The sequence below is a fragment of the Silvibacterium bohemicum genome, from assembly GCF_001006305.1.
Taxonomy (GTDB): domain Bacteria; phylum Acidobacteriota; class Terriglobia; order Terriglobales; family Acidobacteriaceae; genus Silvibacterium; species Silvibacterium bohemicum.
The window spans coordinates 237670-256975 of the sequence record NZ_LBHJ01000002.1; the positions used below are offsets into that span (position 1 = coordinate 237670).

The 19306-nt window shown below is 59.0% G+C and carries 16 protein-coding genes; 4 read left to right on the plus strand and 12 right to left on the minus strand.

Going from position 1 to position 19306, the window contains the following annotated elements:
• Nucleotides 1-439: 439 nt before the first annotated feature.
• Nucleotides 440-1420, plus strand: coding sequence for an SPFH domain-containing protein (locus XX99_RS04955; RefSeq protein WP_050058279.1), 981 nt, complete (start codon nucleotides 440-442; stop codon nucleotides 1418-1420).
• Nucleotides 1421-1513: 93 nt separating this feature from the next.
• On the opposite strand, the gene XX99_RS04960 is transcribed toward XX99_RS04955, so the two are convergent.
• The 6 genes from XX99_RS04960 to XX99_RS04985 all read right to left on the minus strand — a co-directional run bounded on the left by XX99_RS04960 (nucleotide 1514) and on the right by XX99_RS04985 (nucleotide 6361).
• Nucleotides 1514-1807 (minus strand): BrnA antitoxin family protein, encoded by a 294-nt coding sequence (locus tag XX99_RS04960; RefSeq protein ID WP_050058280.1) that lies wholly within the window; start codon nucleotides 1805-1807, stop codon nucleotides 1514-1516.
• A complete protein-coding gene (locus XX99_RS04965) occupies nucleotides 1782-2054 on the minus strand; it encodes a BrnT family toxin (protein WP_050058281.1) in 273 nt (90 codons plus the stop codon). Before XX99_RS04965 ends, XX99_RS04960 begins: the two co-directional genes overlap by 26 nt.
• A gap of 166 nt (nucleotides 2055-2220) precedes the next feature.
• Nucleotides 2221-3231 carry a transaldolase gene (locus XX99_RS04970; RefSeq protein WP_050058282.1) on the minus strand — a complete coding sequence of 337 codons (1011 nt, stop codon included), beginning with the start codon at nucleotides 3229-3231 and terminating at the stop codon, nucleotides 2221-2223.
• A 205-nt stretch (nucleotides 3232-3436) separates the two neighbouring features.
• Nucleotides 3437-4222 (minus strand): fumarylacetoacetate hydrolase family protein, encoded by a 786-nt coding sequence (locus tag XX99_RS04975; protein ID WP_050058283.1) that lies wholly within the window; start codon nucleotides 4220-4222, stop codon nucleotides 3437-3439.
• A gap of 9 nt (nucleotides 4223-4231) precedes the next feature.
• Complete coding sequence (locus tag XX99_RS04980; RefSeq protein ID WP_156185805.1) at nucleotides 4232-5353, minus strand: fibronectin type III domain-containing protein; 1122 nt, start codon at nucleotides 5351-5353, stop codon at nucleotides 4232-4234.
• 66 nt (nucleotides 5354-5419) lie between these two features.
• The gene (locus XX99_RS04985; protein WP_050058285.1) at nucleotides 5420-6361 is read right to left on the minus strand and encodes a TIGR01777 family oxidoreductase; all 942 of its coding nucleotides are present in this window, start codon (nucleotides 6359-6361) and stop codon (nucleotides 5420-5422) included.
• 152 nt (nucleotides 6362-6513) lie between these two features.
• Between XX99_RS04985 and XX99_RS04990 the strand changes: the two genes are divergently transcribed.
• The gene (locus XX99_RS04990) at nucleotides 6514-7311 is read left to right on the plus strand and encodes a helix-turn-helix domain-containing protein (RefSeq protein WP_082125260.1); all 798 of its coding nucleotides are present in this window, start codon (nucleotides 6514-6516) and stop codon (nucleotides 7309-7311) included.
• A 414-nt stretch (nucleotides 7312-7725) separates the two neighbouring features.
• Here XX99_RS04990 and XX99_RS04995 read toward each other — a convergent pair whose 3' ends face one another.
• Nucleotides 7726-8247 carry a 5' nucleotidase, NT5C type gene (locus XX99_RS04995; RefSeq protein ID WP_082125261.1) on the minus strand — a complete coding sequence of 174 codons (522 nt, stop codon included), beginning with the start codon at nucleotides 8245-8247 and terminating at the stop codon, nucleotides 7726-7728.
• Between the two features lie 33 nt (nucleotides 8248-8280).
• Entirely contained in the window at nucleotides 8281-9033 is a 753-nt protein-coding gene (locus XX99_RS05000) for a zinc ribbon domain-containing protein (protein ID WP_050058287.1), read from the minus strand.
• Between the two features lie 237 nt (nucleotides 9034-9270).
• Here XX99_RS05000 and XX99_RS05005 point away from each other — a divergent pair, with 237 nt between their 5' ends.
• Nucleotides 9271-11517, plus strand: a complete 2247-nt coding sequence (locus XX99_RS05005) for an alpha/beta fold hydrolase (protein ID WP_082125280.1) — start codon at nucleotides 9271-9273, stop codon at nucleotides 11515-11517.
• Between the two features lie 190 nt (nucleotides 11518-11707).
• Here the strand turns inward: XX99_RS05005 and XX99_RS05010 are convergent, their stop codons facing one another.
• Both XX99_RS05010 and XX99_RS05015 read right to left on the minus strand, forming a co-directional pair.
• On the minus strand, nucleotides 11708-13465 hold the full coding sequence (locus XX99_RS05010) for a hypothetical protein (RefSeq protein ID WP_050058289.1): 1758 nt from the start codon (nucleotides 13463-13465) through the stop codon (nucleotides 11708-11710).
• Between the two features lie 48 nt (nucleotides 13466-13513).
• Nucleotides 13514-14347, minus strand: coding sequence for a hypothetical protein (locus XX99_RS05015; RefSeq protein WP_050058290.1), 834 nt, complete (start codon nucleotides 14345-14347; stop codon nucleotides 13514-13516).
• A 382-nt stretch (nucleotides 14348-14729) separates the two neighbouring features.
• Between XX99_RS05015 and XX99_RS05020 the strand changes: the two genes are divergently transcribed.
• On the plus strand, nucleotides 14730-15626 hold the full coding sequence (locus tag XX99_RS05020) for an MBL fold metallo-hydrolase (RefSeq protein WP_050058291.1): 897 nt from the start codon (nucleotides 14730-14732) through the stop codon (nucleotides 15624-15626).
• Between the two features lie 52 nt (nucleotides 15627-15678).
• Here the strand turns inward: XX99_RS05020 and XX99_RS05025 are convergent, their stop codons facing one another.
• On the minus strand, nucleotides 15679-17415 hold the full coding sequence (locus XX99_RS05025) for a S53 family peptidase (RefSeq protein ID WP_082125262.1): 1737 nt from the start codon (nucleotides 17413-17415) through the stop codon (nucleotides 15679-15681).
• A 341-nt stretch (nucleotides 17416-17756) separates the two neighbouring features.
• Entirely contained in the window at nucleotides 17757-19178 is a 1422-nt protein-coding gene (locus XX99_RS05030; RefSeq protein ID WP_050058292.1) for an MBL fold metallo-hydrolase, read from the minus strand.
• Nucleotides 19179-19306 lie beyond the last annotated feature (128 nt).

Sequence of the window (19306 nt, forward strand, 5' to 3'; positions counted from 1 at the left end):
TTCCAGCGCCGTTTCTCTTTCCAGCTGATAACGCAGCTTTCGCGGGCCTGGACGAGCCGCGTCCTAACGCATTCTTTATGCCCAAGGTGATACTTTTGGAATCAGCGCCCTCCCCCGTCCTCATTAACGGGCGCGGGTGGAATGTCGATGACCTCTTCATCACGATCCAATAGCGGGGCCGGCGAACGAGTTTAAGTATCCGTTTGGAGTCGGCTGTACCTTTGTCCGTCGTAGGCCGGTGCATCCGGCCAGGTTCCCGTGAAAACGATCGTTAGAATTCTGCTTTCTCTTTTCATTCTCATCATCGGCTACGAGTGCATGGTGGAGGCTTTCCACATGCTGAACGAGCCAAGCGACCGCGCCGTGTACATGGGCATGGCGATCCTTGCGTTGCTCTGCATTTTCCTATCCCTGGCGTTGTGGCAAGTGTGGAGGAGACGTGGCAATTTTCGGTGAAGTACAGGCGCCGCATGGACGAGCGCCCGAGGGGCTGGACCCTTCGGATGTCAGGAAGTTTTTGCGTACAGGCGCGGTGGTGGTTGCGGTGATCGTCGCCGCATTGATCTTCTTTAATTATGTGGCCGCGGTAACCCGGATCGGGGCCGGGTACGTAGGCGTCGAAGTTTTGCTTTCGGGCAGCCAGCGCGGGCCTTCGGAGATCCCCATCAAGACCGGATGGGTCTTCTATAGCCCACTGCGCAGCGAAGTCATCGAGTTTCCCACCTTCGTGCAGACGGTGAAGTGGACCCACGATCCGAACGAGGGACATCCCGTGAACGAGGAGATGAGCTACAACTCGAAGGAAGGCATGGAAATCTATTCGGACGTCTCGCTGTCGTACGCGATCGATCCGAAGATGGTGCCGGATTTCTATCTGAAATACCGCCTCAGCAACCTGGACGCCTTCACGCATGGAATTCTGCGCGACGTGGTTCGCAATTCGCTCAATGAGGTGGCGTCGACCTACCCGGTCGAGGATATCTACGGAGAGCGCAAGACGGAGTTTCTACACAAAGTAGAGGCTCTCATTCAAAGCAAGATGGCGCCGGTCGGCGTGGGCATCCAGCAGTTCGGATTTATAGGCGCACCGCGCGTTCCGGACGTGATTTCGTCCGCAATTACCGGCAAGGCGCAGGCGATCCAGAACGCGGAACGCGCGCAGAACGAACTGGCCCAGACCCAGGCCGAAGCGGCAAAGAAAATTGCGGAAGCCGACGGCGATGCCAAATCCGAGGTAGCGCGGGCGCAAGGCGAAGCCGAGGCCAACCGAATTCGGCAGGCTTCGATCACACCCCAGTTGCTGGAGTTGCGCCGACTGGAGAATCAACGGGCGCTGGTCGACAAATGGAATGGACAGCTGCCGCAGGTGGAGTCAGGCAATGCCAGCGGCATGATGCTGCAACTTCCGAAACCGCAGTAACGAACGAATTCTGCCCACGCTGGAAAGATAATGGCGCGGCCGTGTTTTAGATCTAAAACGCGGGCCGCGCCCGGCATTTCTGCGCGGACGCTGTTAGGCCGAGGCCTTGCGCGCCTGGCGCTTGACCCAATCCTGCAGCGCTGCATCCACTCGCGACTGCCAGCCCTTCCCGGTGTTCCGGAAATGAGTCACGACCTCGGGAGAAAGCCGGATAGTAATGCGCTGCTTGGTGGGAACCTTCTGCGGTCCGCGTAATTTCTTGAGGGCCAGCAGCTTGAATTGCAAAGATTCAGGCAATTCCGAAAACGGGATTGCATGTTTAAAGTCTTCGGTAGTCAGCTCTCGCACTTCGCCGTCATCGTCAGTCAGCGGTTTTCTCTTTGCCATATTTCCTTGCCTCCCTGTCATTTGCTTTACGAAAGCTGATGACGCGGATGCCATCCTCGGTTTCGATATAGCAGATAAGGTGCAGCCGGCGGTATAGATAGCCCACAGATACCAGTCTCAGCTGGCCATTTCGCATTTCGGGAAAAGTAGTCGCCGTTTCGAAATCAAAATCTGCCGCTTGCTCGAACGATAGCCCGCGTTCCCGGATATTGCGCTCGTTCTTGCGCGGGTCGAACGCAATCTGCACGCTCTAATTGTACATACGATTTCGCTTTAGGTTCAGCTTCTTTCTGGAGCGACTTTGCTTATGGAAAGGCCCAAAGGCAGCCGGAGCGTCGGGCGAGAAGGGAGAATTCGAGAGCAAAGCAAAAGGCGAGCGCCGAAGCGCTCGCCTTTTGCGTGGTTGGATTGAATTACCGTGCGCCAACGGCCTTGGGCTCGTTCGCGCTCAGCTCGGAGGCACGCTTGGCCAGAAGCTGTTCCAGCTGCTCCAATGCTTTGGAGAAGCCTTCGATGCCTTCCTTCAGCTTGTCGTGTGCCATGCGGTCTTCTGCGTGCATCTTTTCGAAGGTCGCCTTGTCGATGGTCAGCTTTTCAATTTCGAGCGTCTTCGCGTGAGCCGGATCAAGCTTGCGCGGCAGCTCTTCCTGCTTGGCATCGAGCTCGTGCAGCAGATTCGGAGAGATGGTCAGCAGATCGCAGCCGGCAAGCTGCTCGATCTCACCGATGTTGCGGAAGCTCGCGCCCATGACCACAGTCTTGTAATCGAACTTCTTGAAGTAGTTGTAGATCTTGGTGACCGACTGAACGCCGGGGTCATCCGCGCCCTGAAAGTCCTTGCCGGTGTCCTTCTTGTACCAGTCGAGAATGCGGCCGACGAAGGGCGAGATCAGTGTGACCTTGGCTTCGGCGCAGGCAATCGCCTGGTGAACGCCGAAGAGCAGCGTCAGGTTGCAGTGAATGCCTTCCTGCTCCAGCTTTTCGGCAGCCTTGATGCCTTCCCAGGTGGAGGCGATCTTGATCAGTACGCGTTCCTTCGCAATGCCCTGATCCTTGTAGAGCGCGATAATGTCGTGCGCCATCTTCATCGTCGCTTCGGTGTCATAGGACAGGCGGGCATCGACTTCGGTCGAAACACGTCCGGGCACGATGGCCAGGATCTTCTTGCCGAAGGCGACCGCCAGGTGCTTGAATGCTTCCTTGGCTACGTCCTCATCCTTGGCATCCTCGCCCAGCTTCTTCTTCGCTTCCTTGAGGACATCGTCGACGATCTGCTGATACTGCGGCATCTGGGCGGCTGTGGTAATCAGCGAGGGATTGGTGGTCGCGTCTTGAGGCTTAACCTTCTCGATCGCTTCGATATCGCCGGTATCGGCAACCACCGTGGTCATCGTGCGTAGCTGTTCCAGCAAACTCTTGGACATAAATCCTCCATACCGTTATCCGAGTCCATTATCGGCCATCGCTCGCAGGAATGGAACTCAAGCTTCGGCCAATTTCCTGTGACTTATCCCAATTGCAGTTCCAGGCGGGCATCCTCTGTATTAGATGCTCCGCTCCAGAAGAGAGGTGTAGCACTTTCCCATTCGCGAGACTCAATTGCCTCAAGAATGGGGCAAACAAACGCACTTATCTCACCGGATTCGCCAGCATTCCGATGCCTTCCACCCGCACCTCGACGCGATCTCCGGCTCGCATCGGCGCTACGCCCGCCGGAGTGCCGGTGGGAATCAAGTCGCCAGGATACAGCGTCATCGCCGCCGTAATGTAGCGCAGCAAAAAATCGATGGGGAAGATCAGGTCGCGGGTATGGCCATGCTGTTTCACCTCGTCATTGAGGCGGGTCTCGACCGTAACCCCGGTCTTGAGATCGATCTCGTCGGTCACCAGCGGTCCGACGGGGCAGAAGGTATCAAAACCCTTGGCGCGGGACCATTGCCCATCGGATTTCTGCAGATCGCGGGCTGTCACGTCATTCACGATGGTGTAGCCGCGAATGTAGGGGCTCACATCCTCGTCCGACCCGATCTGAGAAGCCTTCTTGCCGATCACGATCGCCAGCTCTCCCTCGAAATCCACGCGCTGCGATTGCGGAGGAATACGAATTGAATCTTCGGGACCGATCACCGCCGAACCCGGCTTCAAGAACAGCAGAGGCTCCTTGGGAACATCGTTTCCCAGTTCCGCGGCATGGTCGCGATAATTGCGGCCGATGCAGAGAATTTTTCGTGGCACCACCGGGCTCAGCAGCTTGACGGTAGCCATGGGGACAGGCTCGATCTTCTCGGACGCCAATTTCGTCCACGGATCTTCTTCGAAGGGCGGCAGAAGGCGCTCGATCCATAACGTCCCGGCGCGGTCTTCCACCTGGCCGTACTGCGGCCCGGCAGCGGTTTCAAAGCGGCAATATTTCATCGGTTTCCTCTACTGTTGTTGGGGAAGGCCTTCTTCTACATCTGCAGACCGCTCGCTCTCGTTTCCGTCACGGTCGATGGCGCTCACCGAATAGGCATAGTTGTGTCCTGGCACTGCGCTCGCATCCCGGAAAGATGGCGATACCAGGTCGGGCGGTGACACGCGCGCCGGAGCCGCCGTCGATCCAGCCTCGCGACGGTAGACGACATATCCGGCGATATCCAGCTCCGTGTCTGGCGTCCAGGAGAGATCGATGGCATGCGCCTCGGGATCGGCAACCGCCTGCAATCCCAATGGCACATGAGGCGGGAAGACATCGCGCGCGTCGATGGTGATCGCCTCACTGATGGTGCTGCTCTCCTCGAAAGCGTGGCCTCCGAGATCGAGCTTGCGCACCCGTTCCACACTGTATTGATATTTGTTGTCGAGCGCCGCATCCCGGTCGAGCGCCACGCCCTTGTCCGGACCGCTCACCTCGAGCGTCTGCTCCAGAGGCGGCGGCGAACCCGCGGCCTGATCCTGTTTTGGCGCCTTAGGATCAACCAGAAGCTTGCGATGAATGCGAATCAGCTCGGTATCGGGAACCGGATTCCATTGAAGGATCACGCCGTCGGCGCTGGCCTTTGCCGAGAAGCTCGCAATCGCAACCGGCGCCGTGCCGCTGGCCACATAAACCAGGTTGGAGGGTCCCGCGTCGTGGCCGAGATGGTTCTGCAGCAGGACCGTATAGACAAGGAGCTTGGGATCTCCCGAAGTCAGCTCGCCGGGAAGGTGATCGACATAACTGGCCGCGGCAGCCGGAGCCAGCAGCAGATCTCCCGCAGGCTGGCAATTGCCGGTCCCGATTCTGCGGCATACATGAACCTTCTGGTCGCCCTTCAGCAATACCTTGTCCGTGTCGCGCTTGGGCATAGTCCAGTGCAGGCTCACGTCATTGCCGGCACGCGTTCCGGAAAGATCGGTTACCGGCTGCGGAAGCTTGAGGCTGGGAGGCTGCGGCGCGGCCTGCAGGCCGCAGCCGGTGATCGCCAAGATCGGTGTGATCGCCAGGATCGGTGTGATAGCTAGGATCGGTGCAACCAGTAATAACGGCGTCCATCTTCCCGCCGTCGTCCGCAGTACTACGTTCATAGGTCCTGCCATCCCCATCGAGCGTTGTCAGGCCGCCCGAACCCATTCCTTTTCAGCCTAGCAGGATCAAAGGGCAGCTCGCAGTGCGCCGCCGATTTCTGGGTATTGGAAGCGGAACCCCGCCTGCAGCAGCCGTTCCGGGAGAGCCCGCGTCGAGGCCAGCAACACGGAATCGGCTATCTCGCCAAAGGCCAGCCGCAGCGCAAAGGCAGGTGCAGGAAGAATCGCCGGCTTGTGGACCGCCGCACCAAGCGCAACAGTGAATTCGGCATTCGTCACCGGATTCGGCGCGACCAGATTGAATGGCCCTTCAGGCGTCTCCGGCTCCAGCAGAAACTGGATCGCGCCGAGCACATCAGGGAGCGCGATCCAGTTCATCCACTGGCGGCCGCTGCCCAGGCGGCCACCCATGCCCAGCCGGAAGAGCGGCAGCATTTTCCGGAGAGCGCCGCCCTCCGTCGATAGCGCCACTCCGAAACGAAGATGGATGACCCTTGCGCCCACGGTCTTCGCCGTGTCCGCCGCAGCTTCCCAGGCGGCGCATGTATCGGCGATGAAGCCCCGCCCTGGGGGGGAGCTTTCAGTCAACACCTCATCTCCGCGATCTCCGTAAATGCCCGTGGCTGAGGCACACAGCAGGCTCTTCGGAGGCGACTTGAGTCCACGCAGCACCCTCACCAGAGCCTGCGTCGACTGCACCCGGCTGTTTACGATCTCGCGCTTGTAGCTTTCCGTCCAGCGATGAGAGGAGAGATTGGCTCCGGAGAGATGAATGGTGGCATCGAGACCCTCCAGCCGTTCCATATCCTCTACAGGCTGCTCGAGCTGGGGTTTCCATATCACCCGGTCCGTCCCCGAGTCCGATCCAGGATTGGGCGTCGATGCGCTATTTTTCTCGCGAATAAGTTGAACGACGTGAATCCGTTTCTCGCTGAGCGCTCGTACCAGTTGTGCACCGATAAGTCCGGAAGCGCCGCTCACGGCGATTTTGAAGATAGGTTGCGTCATAGAACGAACCTCCCCATGCTGTTCCATCAACTTTTGATGATGATAATTGCTTTCACTGCGTAAAAATAGTTTATGATGAGGGCAACATCGATAGCTGATTTTGCAGTCTTACTGCATCACAGGACCAAAGAGATGTGCAGGCGAGGTTGAATATGGCGACAAAACAGGATCTCTCCAACTCGAAAATCGACCCGGCAACCGCCGAGGCATTCATCTCCGAGCGGCGCATTGGCGAGCGCATCAAGCGGCTGCGGCTCAAGAAGTCCATGGGGCTCGTCGAGCTGGGTCGGCACACCGGGCTCTCCGCCAGCTTTCTCTCGCAGCTCGAAACCGGTCGAGTCGTCCCCACGCTGCGGAATCTGGCGCGTATCGCCATGGTCTTCAGCAAAGACCTTTCTTATTTCTTCGAGCCCGAGCCGCACACTCTCTTTCGCATCCACAGGAAGAACGAGCGCGTGCGCCTGCCACAGACCGGCGTCGACGATCCCACCTATTACTTCGAAAGCCTGGGGTACATGGTGCCGGACCGGCATCTCGATCCCTATTTCGCGGAGTTCGTACCGCTCAAGAGCGGAACTGATGTTCGTCCCCACGTCCATCCCGGCTCCGAATTCCTTTTCATGCTGCAGGGAGAGCTCGAAATCAAGCACGGCGACAAGGTGCATACCGTCGAAGAGGGAGACAGCGTCTACTTCGACGCCAGCACGCCTCACGCCTACAAGTGCGCGGGAAAGATTTCAGCGATCGCGCTCATCGTGACCATGCATCAGCAGCACATTCCGCAGCCGGCAGTGAATCTGCGTCCCCTGGGAGCTCCGGTGACCCGGCCAACAGCATTGCCCGGCACGCCCGCGACGGCGCCCGCCAATCCGTTACGCACTCCGGAACGGACAGGCGGCATGATGCAGACGCGAACGTCGTCCGATCCGAGCGGCCAGCGCCGGGTCTAATCGAAGATTTTCACCTGAAGCAATTGCCGGGTCTTCGCAATGCACCGTCATTCCGACGACCATCGGGAGGAAGAATCTCAGCGATGATTGATGCGCCAACGGTGCTCGTCAGCTAAGACAGAGGGCAAGCTCAAAAAGCTTGCCCTCTGTGAATGAAGACCCTTCATGAAAACCTTCGGTTTGTCTTACAGATAACTTGTCCTCAGATGGAAGAAAAACTCTTCGATTCGTTTTTCGGGGGGAGCGTGAGGCTTCAGCCTCACGAATAAGTCGATCGAATTCCAAGGGCTTTAGCCCTGGATCTTTTGCATCCGAAAATCCCGATACAACTTTTTCGAAAGACCAAGGCAAGCTTAATAGCTTGCCCTTTCATCATGTCCGCAAAATAAAAGTAAGCTGCAGCGGGCCACGCTCTCAATCCAGACGAAAGTCAGGAAGAAAGAGCCCCGCAACCTGCCGCCAGTTATCGACGCGGCGGAATTTTGATACCCCCAGATTATGTGGCGCGGAGTACAAAATTCCTTCACCTTTGAAGCGGCGAAAATGCAGCGGCTGATCGTCGATCAGGTAATCGGCGTTGAGGATGCCCTTATCCCCGCAATAGACAAAGTGCGTAGGGTGCAGGTAAGGGAAGTGCTTCCTGAGCCATCGGTATTTGGGGCCGAAGGAGTTGGGAAACTCCATGGCCGCCGTCGCGATGTAGACTTCGTAATCCTTCACCAGCTCGCGCAGCACTCGCTGGCTGTCCTCGATGACCGGCAGGTCCTCGAAGAAATCCTCCGAACGCAGATAGCCTTCGAGCCGCTCCTGGCGGTCGACCGATACGATCTCCCACAGCCATTTGCCCTCAAGATCGGCCTTGGTGACCGCCTCGGTGTGATCCCGGTTGTAGCGGGCGATGTGCTCGGCGAGCGTATCGGCCAGTACTTCATCCATGTCGACGCAGATTCGCTTCATCCCCGATAGGCCCTAAACCGCTTTGTTCTTGAGCGCTGTCGGAGCGGCATCCGCCACCGGCGCCTTCTCCTGATCGAAGTAAAGCAGCCGTCCGCAACTTTCGCAGGGCAGCAGCTCGCCCGCCCGCACCTCATTCCACAACTGAGGCCGCAGCCCCATCTGGCATGCCAGGCAACGCTGGCCTTCGACGCGAGCCAGCGCCGTTCCCTTGGCGCCGGATATCCGGTCATACGTCGGAAGCAGCTGTTTCGGAACCTGGGTGCGGTATTGGGCGCGGTCTTCCAGGAGAACGGCGAGATATTTCTGCTGATCGATGGAAGCCAGGCGGGCGTCCTCTTTCTCCAGCTCCACCACTTTGGAATGATCAGTCAGCTCCTGTTTCGCCGTCCGCAGCTGGGATTCCAGCAGCTCCGATCGCTCCATGCTTTCGAGCTCGCGGTCCTCGATCTTGCGGATCTCTTCCTCCGCAAAGCTGACCTCGTGCTGCAGAGCGTGATACTGCTCGTTGTTCTTCACACTGCTCGACTGCTCGCGGAACCTCACGATCTTCTGCTGCTGATCCTTGATGTCGCTTTCCATCCTGCGGCGCTTGGCATCTTCTTCCTTGAGCGCCTTCTCGGCCACGTCCAGCGCAGTCTTCTGCTTGACCAGCTTTTCTTCGAGGACGGCCAGACGTTTGGGGAGGGCAGCGATCTCTCCATTGAGCCGCGCGATCTTCTGATCGGTGTCTTGCAGCTGAACCAGCGCTAGTAATTCATCATTCATGATAGGAAATTGAAGTCTATACGGTTTTGAGGCTTCCCAAGAGAAAGGCACTCCCAGCGATCTTCTGTCTGAGCGGATTTTTCGTCCAATTCGACGCCAAAATCGCCCCTCCAGGCCCCTGTAGAATAATTTTCAATCGCGGTTGTTCTTTCAGCAACGCCCCAAAGCTTTGTGCCGGAAGGCGCATCGCGTGTGGAATCGCTTCACCCTGTCCAATTTTCTCTTTCAGGAGCCGCCTTGCGCCGTCTTTGCGCTTTTTCCGTCTTTGCCCTTGCCGCCGTCTTTGTTCCCTCGTTTCACAACGTCTTCGCCCAGAAAGCCTCCGCGCCCACTCATCCGCCCACCAATTCCTGGACGGTGAAAGAGATCTTCGGCGGCGACAATCTGACCGGCGAGCCGCCCTCCGGCATCAGCTGGTCGCCGGACGGCAGCCGCGCGACGTATCTCTCCGACGAAGGCGACGTGATGCAGATTCAGGTTGCCGACGGGAAGCTGAAGAAGTTGATCGGCCGCTCCAAGATCAATTCTCTGCTGAACGCGGAAATCACCGAGAAGGATCGCGACCATCGCAATCGGTACGACGAACCCGACTACATCTGGTCGCCGGATTCGCAGCATCTGCTCTTCGACACCAACGGCGACCTGTGGCTCTACGACCTACATAACGGGACAGGCATCGAGGTCGGCAATACCGGCATGCAAAGCGGCGACGATCCCAAGTTCTCGCCAAATGGTCAGTTCATCTCCTATGTGCGGGACCATAATCTTTATCTGCAGGGGGCACAGCAGGGCGACGCACCCCTGGCGCTCACTGAAACTCACGACGGGACAGTGCTGAACGGCGAGATCGACTGGGTCTATCTCGAAGAGCTGGATGTGCGCAGCAACTACTTCTGGTCGCCCGACTCGAAGCAGCTGGTCTATCTGCAGATGAACGAGGCGCAGGTTCCCACCTATCCCCTCACCGACTGGATTCCCCTGCATGCCACCGTCGATGTGCAGCGTTACCCGCAACCCGGCGATCCCAATCCGTCCGTCCGGGTCGGCGTCGTCAGCGCCACCGGAGGCTCAACCCACTGGCTCAAGATTCCACTGACTGCCAATGATGATTACGTGCCGCGCTTCGGATGGGTGAATCCTCACGTGGTGTGGGTAGAGGTTTTGACCCGGGATCAGAAGCATGAGAACCTCTACTTTGCCGACACCCGCACCGGCGAAGTGAAACTGGCTCTCGCCCAGACCGAGCCAAAGTATTTCACGCTGACCTATGACGTGACCTTCGTCGGCGATCACCAGTTTTTGATCCAAAGCTGGCGCGACGGCTTCACCCACATCTACCGCTACACCTTCGACGCCGGCAATCCGCTGGGCAGTGAAGCGCAGCTCGCCAATCAGTTGGAGAGTGGCACCTATGAGGCGACGGAAGTGAAGACCGTCGATGAGGCGGCCAGCACTGTCTACTATCTATCGAGCGAAGGCGATTCGCACGAGCAGCAGGTGTGGGCGGTGCAACTTGACGGCAGCGGCAAGCGCCGGGTGACCAGGGCCGCGGGCTTTCACGATCCCGATTTCCCCGCCAAGGGCGGCTCTTTCATCGATACCGCATCCACGCTGACCACGCCTCCCACCGTTAGCTATTGCACGGCCCAGGGAGACTGCACGCCTTTCTGGTCCTCACACAAGATCGTGGGCCACACCCTGGTCGCGCCAGAACAGTTGGAGCTGAAGGCAGCGGACGGCACCACCACGCTCTACGGAACTCTGCAGCTTCCCGTCGATGCAACGGCGGCGGCCAGCGTGCCGCTGGTTGTCAATCCTTACGGCGGCCCCGGCGTAGGCGCAGCCAAGAATAAATGGGATGGAAGAGAGTGGCTCTTCGACCAGCTGATGGCCGAGCATGGATTTGCCGTGCTGCACGTCGACAATCGCGGCATGGCGGGCCGCGGACGCGACTTTGAACAGGCCGCGTACCATAACTTCGGGCCGCCGCAGCTTGCCGATCAGCTGACCTCCATCGATCAGGTGCTGGCGAAATACCCGCAGCTCGACGCGCATCGTCTGGGCTGGTGGGGCTGGAGCTGGGGCGGGACATTCACTCTCTACGCGCTCAGCCACTCCGACCGCTTTCTGGCCGGAGCCAGCGGCGCGCCGGTCACCGACTGGCGCAACTACGATTCGATCTATACCGAACGCTATCTCGGCCTGCCGGCTGCGAACCCTGATGTGTATCAGGCGGACTCGGTGCAAAACGCAGCGAAGGATCTCAAGGGACACCTGCTGCTCCTGCACGGCACCGGCGACGACAACGTACACTTCGCCAACACTATCCAATACATCCAGAAGCTGCTCGACGCAGGTATCCCATACGACTACAACGTCTTCCCGCGGAAGACCCACTCCGTCGCAGGTCCCATAGCGCAGACCGAACTGCACAACCGGCTGCTGCAGCAATTCGAGATGTACGTAAAAAGCGGGAAGGAATAGACGATTGAGGGCTTCAGAGAGCCGTCATTTTGGGGCAATCGCCGGAGTGGTTGCGATGATGCATTCCCTCCGGCTGATGTGTGCTGCAACGATAAAGCCAGCCTGTGCGGCTGGCTTTATCGTTATCGGTTCGATGAGGGTCGATTCCCTCACTGCACATCGACAACCTTTCCTTCTTTGAAGGTGATCTTCATATCCTGATAGATATAGATCTGCTTAGCGCCGAGATTGACCTTGCTCTTGGGCTGACCATCGCGGTAATCACCTGGTCCGTGGTCTGACCTAGAGAGATGCTAACCGTGGGGGTCGCTGCGGCAGCTGGTGCGGGATCATCGCCCACATTCGGTCCTCCTGCAGCTCCGCCGCCGGAAGATACGGTGCCTGCAACCTCCTGCTCGGCCTGGCCCGCTTGCGTATCCTGTTCCTTGATTTCGGCGGCGGCGTTAGGGTCGGGCGGAGGAGCTACTGCGGCATACGCCGATTGCGTTGGAGCAGCCTGCGCCGAGGGCGGGGCGGAGGGCAGACCACCCTTGCCCTGCTTGTCTTTCATTTCGCCCATGCCCTTGTCAATGGTTTCACGCATGTGGTTCTGCATGTCCTGCAGGTCGGTGAAGGCTACCGTCACGTTCGTGCTCTTCAGGCATTCCTTTCCGCCTTTGCTGGTGAGAACGATAGCGGTCGCGGCGGTCGCATCGGCCGCCGGCGACTGTGCCACTTCGAGCACATCGCCCTGGCTTACCGCGCATTCTTGACCAGAGTCGGCAACCAGATCGAGATCGCTGCCGGCCACGAAGACATGCGGTTGGCCATCCGACATCATGCGGGCGATGCCGCTGGAGCCGGAATCGACATCCTGTCCACCGGAGTTCTGCTGCGCTTCCGAGTTTTCAAGCGCCACCTGCCGCTGCACTTCGTCGGCAATCATCTTCTTCACTTCCGGGGTAAGCGGTGAAGCGTCGGGATTGACCGAGGCCGCGACCTGAGCCTCGACCTGTGCGGCATACGCAGCCTGGAGGCTGGCCGCGATCAGATAATCCGTGAGCCAGAAAGATGCGCTTGCATACACCGGGAAGGGCGTAAACCACGCGCCGTAGGCGCCGTACCAGGGTGCCCCGCCCCATCCCCAGGCCGTATAAGCGACCGGAACGGCCCACGGGTTATAAGCCCAGCCATAGAATGCCGGAGCGTAGTAGACGCCGGGTGCATAGACATTCAGATATCCGCCGCGATAGCCGTAGCGGCCATAGTAGCGGTCATAGTAGCGCCCGTGATCGTAGTATCGGCGCGCGCCGTACTCATGGCCGTGATACATGTACGGATGTTGCACGTAGCCGCGTCCACCGCGCTCGGAGACGATGCGCGAGTGATCGGCTCGCTCGACGGAGACGCGCCGGCCGCCATTCAATCCGTGATGAATATCCATTCCGCGCCGGGCGTCGTGTACGTCGCTGCGCTGGCCGTTGGCGCGGGTGCGGACCATGCTTCCGTTCGCTGCGTGAGCTTCGTGGCTTCCCGCCGGAGCCGGATGTCCCGCTGCCGCTCCGCCGCGAGCGCTGCCTGCACCGCCAGCGGCCCCGGGTCTGGCGGCTGCGGTGGCCGTCCCGGGCCGTCCGCCGGTAGTGGTCGCACCGTGTCCGGCGGTTGCTGTAGTAGCACCGTGACCCGTGGTCGTAGTCGTCGTTCCATGGGGATTACTGGTGGTCGGTCCGTGGCTGGCCCCCGCGGTCGTCGGTCCATGACTAGCCCCTGCGGCCGTTGTTCCATGGGCGGCTGAAGCGCCAGCCGCGCCCGCAGGCTTGGCTGCCGGTTTAGCAGGAGCCGCCTTTGCAGGAGCCGCAGCCTTCTTCGTGGTCTGCGCGGATAAGGAGGCGGAGGCACAGACCAGCGAGAGAGCAACTGCAGAAAAGAAGCTGATGACGTGAACGGCCCGGGTCAGTGATCTGTACACAGAGGATCTCCTTTTGATATTCCGAACCATCGACGCGGGGATATTCAGCTATTGAACGTCTGAAACCTTGCCTTTTACGAAGGTGACTTTCATATCCGGGTAGTAGTCGATCTCTTTGCTGCCGAGATTGGCAATCCGGGTCGGCTGGCCGAAGATTGCGACAACCTGGTCTTTGCTCTGGCCAATGGCAATCGTTTTAGGCTGGGCGGGAGGAGCATCCACCGGCGGCGGAGGCGGCGCTATGGGGGCCATCGCAGCCGCCACGGGAGCTGGGGCTGCCGCTTGAGCTGCCGGCGCGGCCTTGTCCGCGGGGGCTGCGGCGGCAGTCTTGCTGTCCCCGCCTGAATCATCCGCAGGCTGCACCTTCAGAGCTTCGCTGACAGTGCTCACCATCTGATCCACTGTGGGCGTCGTGCCCTTGGGAAAAGGGAACTTCAGCAGGCCGTAATAGCGAACATCGGAGATGGGATCGCTGAACAGTTCGAAGTAGACACCATCGTCCTTCAGATAAATCTTGGTGACCCAGAACTTCTCGCCGGTGACAAAGGTTCTGTTGTCGACGTTGGGGGTCGAATTTCCCGGAATCTTTTTGCACCACTTGCACGCGCTCAGGCCGAAGAAACCCTGCGATATCTTTCCGTCTTTATAAGTGCTGGTGGGGGGGACGGATGTGGTGGTGGTATACATCAGCAGGCCGTCCTTCTTGAGCACCAAGACGGAGCCGGCGGTAACGATGTCATCGCGGTTGGCAGTGGCTTTCGTAATTGTGTATTGCGCTTCGAGTTTGTCCTCCAGCCCGGGCACCTGGGCGTACATCGACGAGAACGAAACAATCACAGCGACAGCGAAAGCTGAAGAGAGAAGTCTTCGGAGTGAGATCATGAGCCTCTTCTACACCTGTAAATAGTGGGAAGTTAGACAGAACAATCGCCGGTGCTACCGCGTCGAGCACGTATGCTACACCGCGTTATTCACCTATGCAACAATCAAATTGTCAAGATCTAGTGAACTAGCAGCTCATTCAATCTGCATAACAAAACGGATGGCATTGTGGCTGCGGGCTTTGCATCAGCATGCGCCCTGCCTTGCTTCGGGGTCTTATCCACGAGCTTGGTTGTTGGCCTGGCGCAACAAGTTTCCGAGTAATCATGCTTCAATAAGTTGTAGTGATCGTGGTCACGAAAACATCACGACACATGGTCCTGTCACGCCTTTATGCAACCTGCAAAAAAGAAGTAAGTGTCCGCTGGATCGGAAAATAAGAATGCCTCATCTCCAATTGTTTCCCAATGACACTTTGATCCGTGCTCAAACTAGCCTGGGCGCCTTCGATCTCACCGTGCTCTCCGATGGCTCCTACTATCTCGATGGCGGAGCCATGTTCGGTGTAGTTCCCAAGCCTCTTTGGGAAAAACGTCTGCCCGCCGACGCACAGAACCGCGTCACCCTTGGCCTGAACTCGGTAGTCGTTCGCACCGGCAAACAGACAGTAGTTATCGAGACAGGAATCGGCAACAAGCTGAGCGAGAAGCAGCGCGGCATTTACGACGCGAAGCAGTTGCTGCCTTCGGCCTTTGCTGCTGTCGGCATCCGTCCGGAAGAAGTCGATGTGGTGATCAATAGCCATCTGCACTTCGATCACTGCGGGTGGAACACCACGCTCACTCCGGAGGGAAAGATCGTTCCTACCTTTCCCAATGCCCGCTACTACGCGCATCGCGGAGAGGTCGATCACGGGCATCTTCAACTGGAGCGCGACGCGGTGAGCTACATCAGCGCGAACTACGATCCGCTCATCGCAAGCGGTCAGATGACGCTGCTCGAAACCAGGCCAGGGCAGGTGGAAGAGATCGTTCCCGGTATTTCAGTCGAGTGTTTCCCCGGTCATACCGCCCAGACACTGGCCGTGCATATCGAATCCGCCGGGCAGCGGGCCTGTTATATCTCGGATCTGATCCCGACCAGCGCGCACCTCGACATCACCTGGGTGATGGGATACGACCTCGACCCGCTCACCTGCATCGAGCAGCGCAAGCGCTTCTATGAGCGCGCCATCCCCGAGCGCTGGCTGGTGCTCTTCACGCACGATCACCACACGCCGATGGGTTATGTCCGCAGGAATGACAAGGGCAAGCCGGAGATGGAACCGAGCCATCCCTGAGGCGGTTTTCATCTCAGGAATGGCTCGGTCTTATTGCCTGCAACTACGCTATCTAATCCGAGTGTTTTGGATGCTTGGGGTGGTGATGCTTGCCATCGCCCGAGCCGCTTCCAGAGCCCGAGCCCGTTCCGGAACCAGTTCCAGTCCCAGTGCCTGATCCACCGTTTCCCGAACCACCATTTCCCGACCCCCCATTTCCAGTCTCACCGCCCGATCCCGTTGAGCCACCGGTCGCGCCAAGAGCCGTGGCAATCGCGGTTCCTATCGGGGAGCCCATCCCGGTGCACGCATCCCATCCTGGACCGGCCGAGAAGGCGCCGTTATTGCCCGAGACGATGTCGTGGAAGGCGCTCGTGGATTGATACAGTGTCGGATTGACGAATCCCACCGGCGAGCCCTTGAGCTGATTCACGATGGCGATCAGCCCTGCCCAGAGCGGAGCTACTGCACTCGTGCCGCCAACCACTTCAGACTGGCCATCGACAAGAATGTTGTAGCCGGTAGTAGGAGAGGCATCGCCGGCCACGTCGGGCACGCCGCGCCCTCCCGCGCTGGTCGAGGCCGCAGGAACGCCGGCGTTTGCCTGCCAGGTGGGCAGCGCGAAAAACTCGCTGACTCCGCCGCCTGTGGCTCCGCCGCTCGATCCGTCGTTCCACACGACTTCGCTGCTAATGGTGGTGCCGCTGGCCTCCAGTTTCGTTCCTCCGCAGGCCAGCACGTGCGGGCTGGAAGCGGGGAAGTCCACATTGTTGCCGGTCGCGCCGTCGCTCGATCCGTTGTCGCCGGCGGCCACGGTGATGGTCACGCCCAGCGCGCCTGCCGACTGGCAGGCATTGTCGAGCGCTGTCAACGAGGACTGCGCCCAGGTCGACTCCGGACCGCCCCAGCTGATCGAGATCACAGACGGGTTGTTCGCCGTGTCATGCACTGCGGTGGTGATGGCATCGATGAATCCCTGATCGGTATTTGCAGTGAAATACACGGCGATCTTAGCGCCAGGAGCCACTGCACCGGCGACCTGAATATCGAGCGCCACCTCTCCGTCGGCGCCGTTGGGATTGCTCGGCGCATTCGTTCCGCCATCGACCGACACCGCGACAACCGTTGGAGGCGTGAGGCCGAGTCCGGAAAAATAGGTGGTGATGTCGCTGGCCTGGTAGCCGCCGCCGAGCTCGATGATGCCAATGGTCTGGCCGCTGCCGTCTCCATTCGGATAGTCGTAAAACCCGGCTACCTGGACCGGCGTGTAGCTGACGTTGGCTGCTGATGCCGCCGGCGTCACCGTTCCCCGGTCATCTTTGTCGCGAAAGCGAAAGTGAGGCTTCGCGATGGGCCGCGCATCGAGCCCGAGAACTGCGTCCACCGCCGGCGCGTGCTGCTCCGGCAGCGAGATCTGTCCGGTGAATCCATGAAACTTGTGGCCGTCCTCGCCTGCGAAATCATGCAGCTCAACGCCGAAGGCCTCTTCCATCGCCGCCGCCGTGCCGCGCAGAACCACCGTGCGCCGCGCCAGGCTCGACGCCGATTCGTCCACGCTCAGCCCGTGCTCATGCGCGAACTGCCGGATCTTGTCGAAGTCCGCCGGATCGGCCGCGTACTTCTCGTTGAACTCTTCGCGAGAGACCTGTCTGCCTCCCAGATCTTTGAGGCTCAGGCCATTACGGCGCCGGACGATGACCGACACGCTGACAACCTGCTGCGGTGAAGTGCGTCCGGTTTCCGACGCGTTGTGAGGGGCCTTGCGTTCGCTGCGGGCCAGAGACACCCGCTTCTCCGAGGGTTTCGTCATGCAATCACCTTTTCAGTTTGAATCGATAGTGTGAGCTCGAACGTTGCATACTTTTCAATCCCAAAGCAATTGAATGAGGAACTTCACGTTTCTCGCATTTGATGCCTAGCCGGATATCCGCGAGCACTGCAAAGATCGCCAAAGATCAGCGTGATTTCAAATCGCGCTAAGTCAGGATTTCGATCTTCGCGGCATTCTACGCCGCAGATGTTGTTGGATGCTTAAGCGGGCCGGTCATCGCGGTTAGGAGATTGCGGGACGGCCTTTCACTTTCGTGGGGAGATCAACGAACTCTTTCGCAGAGGATGCAAAAGGATAGCTGTCTTTTTTTCGAAGAAAAGCTATCTCTCCGAAACGACCGGGAGCTTGGCCGAATCCCACGCGGCAATCCCGCCCGCCATCTCGATGAGATTCGTAATCGCATTCTGGTGCAGAATGCTGCTGGCAATCGACGAGCGGTAGCCTCCCGCACAGTAGACGGCGATGCGGCGCTGAGGGGGAACTTCCCCAATGCGTCCCTGCAACTCCCCGAGGCGCTCCTGCAGATGATTGAGCGGAATATTCAGGCTTTCCGGCACGTGACCTGCCTCCCACTCGCGCGGATTCCGGATATCCAGAATCAGAGGCGGCTCGGCGCCCGCAAGTTCTTCTGCAATCATTGCAGCGCTCACGCGCTCCGTCGGCGTCACTAAGTCCGGCCTCGCTGCCAGAGCCGTCATGCCACCGTTCAGATAGCCTTTTACATGATCGAATCCAATGCGGCCCAGGCGCAGGGTGGCTTCCATCTCCCGTCCCGGCTCGGCGATGATCACAATCGGCTTGGCGCGATCGAGCAGCGTGCCGGCCCATGTGGCATATTGGCCGCCCAGTCCGATGTTGATGCTGCCCCGAAGATGCCCTGTGGCAAACTCCGCTGCGTCGCGCACATCCAGCACCTGCGCTCCGGCCTCTTTCGCGCGAATCACCTCATCGAGTGCAATGGGATGAAGAACCTTCTCGAGATTCCTGTCGAGCGTCACTCGCTCGCGCGTGTTCAAGATAGCGTCGTAGGTGAAGTACTGCGGAGCATCGGGCTGGTCGGCAGTCACCAGGCGAATGAATTCTTCCTTGGCCATCGGCTGCAACGCGTAGTTCATGCGCCGCTGATCGCCAAGCGAAGAAACCGTGTCGGAGGAAAGCTGCTTGCCGCAAAGCGAGCCCGCGCCATGCGCCGGGTAGACCAGCGTTTCGTCCGGCAGCGTTAGTAGTTTGTCGTGGAGCGAATCATAAAGATGAGCGCCAAGATCGTTGGCGGTCCATCCCAGAGAAGCGCGCAGGTCGGGACGGCCCACGTCTCCGATGAACAGCGTGTCGCCAGTGAGAACGGCGTGCGGCTTTGTCTGATCCTTCGCCAGATCGAACACCAGAATCGAAATCGATTCGATAGTGTGACCCGGTGTTTCGAGCACCTGCAGGCGAAGGCCGGGAAATTCGAGAGTGTCTCCATCCGCCATCGGCACAAAGGCATATTCGGCTTCGGCGCGGCTGCCTAGATGAATCGTTGCGCCGCAGCGGTCGCGCAGCTCAAGATGTCCAGCAATAAAGTCGGCGTGAAAATGGGTCAGAAAGACGTGGCGAATCTGGAGACCGAAGCTCTTCGCATCCGCTAAATACTGATCGATATCACGCTGCGGATCGACAATGATCGCTGTCGAGCTTGATTCATCGCCCAGCAGATAAGAAGCATGGGCAAGACAACCCAGGTAGTACTGTTTCAAAATCATGAAATCTCTTTCGAGCGACATCGCCAGCCGTTCTAACCATTGTATTAGGTAAACATGGCGCGGTTTTAAGGGACAGGGTATAGGGTGTAGCAGCTTTGCTGCCCCCTGTCCCCTAAACCCTATCCCCT

Coding starts and splice junctions, on each gene's coding strand:
- XX99_RS04985 (WP_050058285.1), bottom strand. CDS start 6,361: ATGACGCAACCTATCTTCAAAATCGCCGTGAGCGGCGCTTCCGGACTT.
- XX99_RS04990 (WP_082125260.1), top strand. CDS start 6,514: ATGGCGACAAAACAGGATCTCTCCAACTCGAAAATCGACCCGGCAACC.
- XX99_RS05030 (WP_050058292.1), bottom strand. CDS start 19,178: ATGATTTTGAAACAGTACTACCTGGGTTGTCTTGCCCATGCTTCTTAT.
- XX99_RS04970 (WP_050058282.1), bottom strand. CDS start 3,231: ATGTCCAAGAGTTTGCTGGAACAGCTACGCACGATGACCACGGTGGTT.
- XX99_RS05025 (WP_082125262.1), bottom strand. CDS start 17,415: ATGACGAAACCCTCGGAGAAGCGGGTGTCTCTGGCCCGCAGCGAACGC.
- XX99_RS05020 (WP_050058291.1), top strand. CDS start 14,730: ATGCCTCATCTCCAATTGTTTCCCAATGACACTTTGATCCGTGCTCAA.
- XX99_RS04960 (WP_050058280.1), bottom strand. CDS start 1,807: ATGGCAAAGAGAAAACCGCTGACTGACGATGACGGCGAAGTGCGAGAG.
- XX99_RS05000 (WP_050058287.1), bottom strand. CDS start 9,033: ATGAATGATGAATTACTAGCGCTGGTTCAGCTGCAAGACACCGATCAG.
- XX99_RS05015 (WP_050058290.1), bottom strand. CDS start 14,347: ATGATCTCACTCCGAAGACTTCTCTCTTCAGCTTTCGCTGTCGCTGTG.
- XX99_RS04980 (WP_156185805.1), bottom strand. CDS start 5,353: ATGAACGTAGTACTGCGGACGACGGCGGGAAGATGGACGCCGTTATTA.
- XX99_RS04975 (WP_050058283.1), bottom strand. CDS start 4,222: ATGAAATATTGCCGCTTTGAAACCGCTGCCGGGCCGCAGTACGGCCAG.
- XX99_RS04995 (WP_082125261.1), bottom strand. CDS start 8,247: ATGGATGAAGTACTGGCCGATACGCTCGCCGAGCACATCGCCCGCTAC.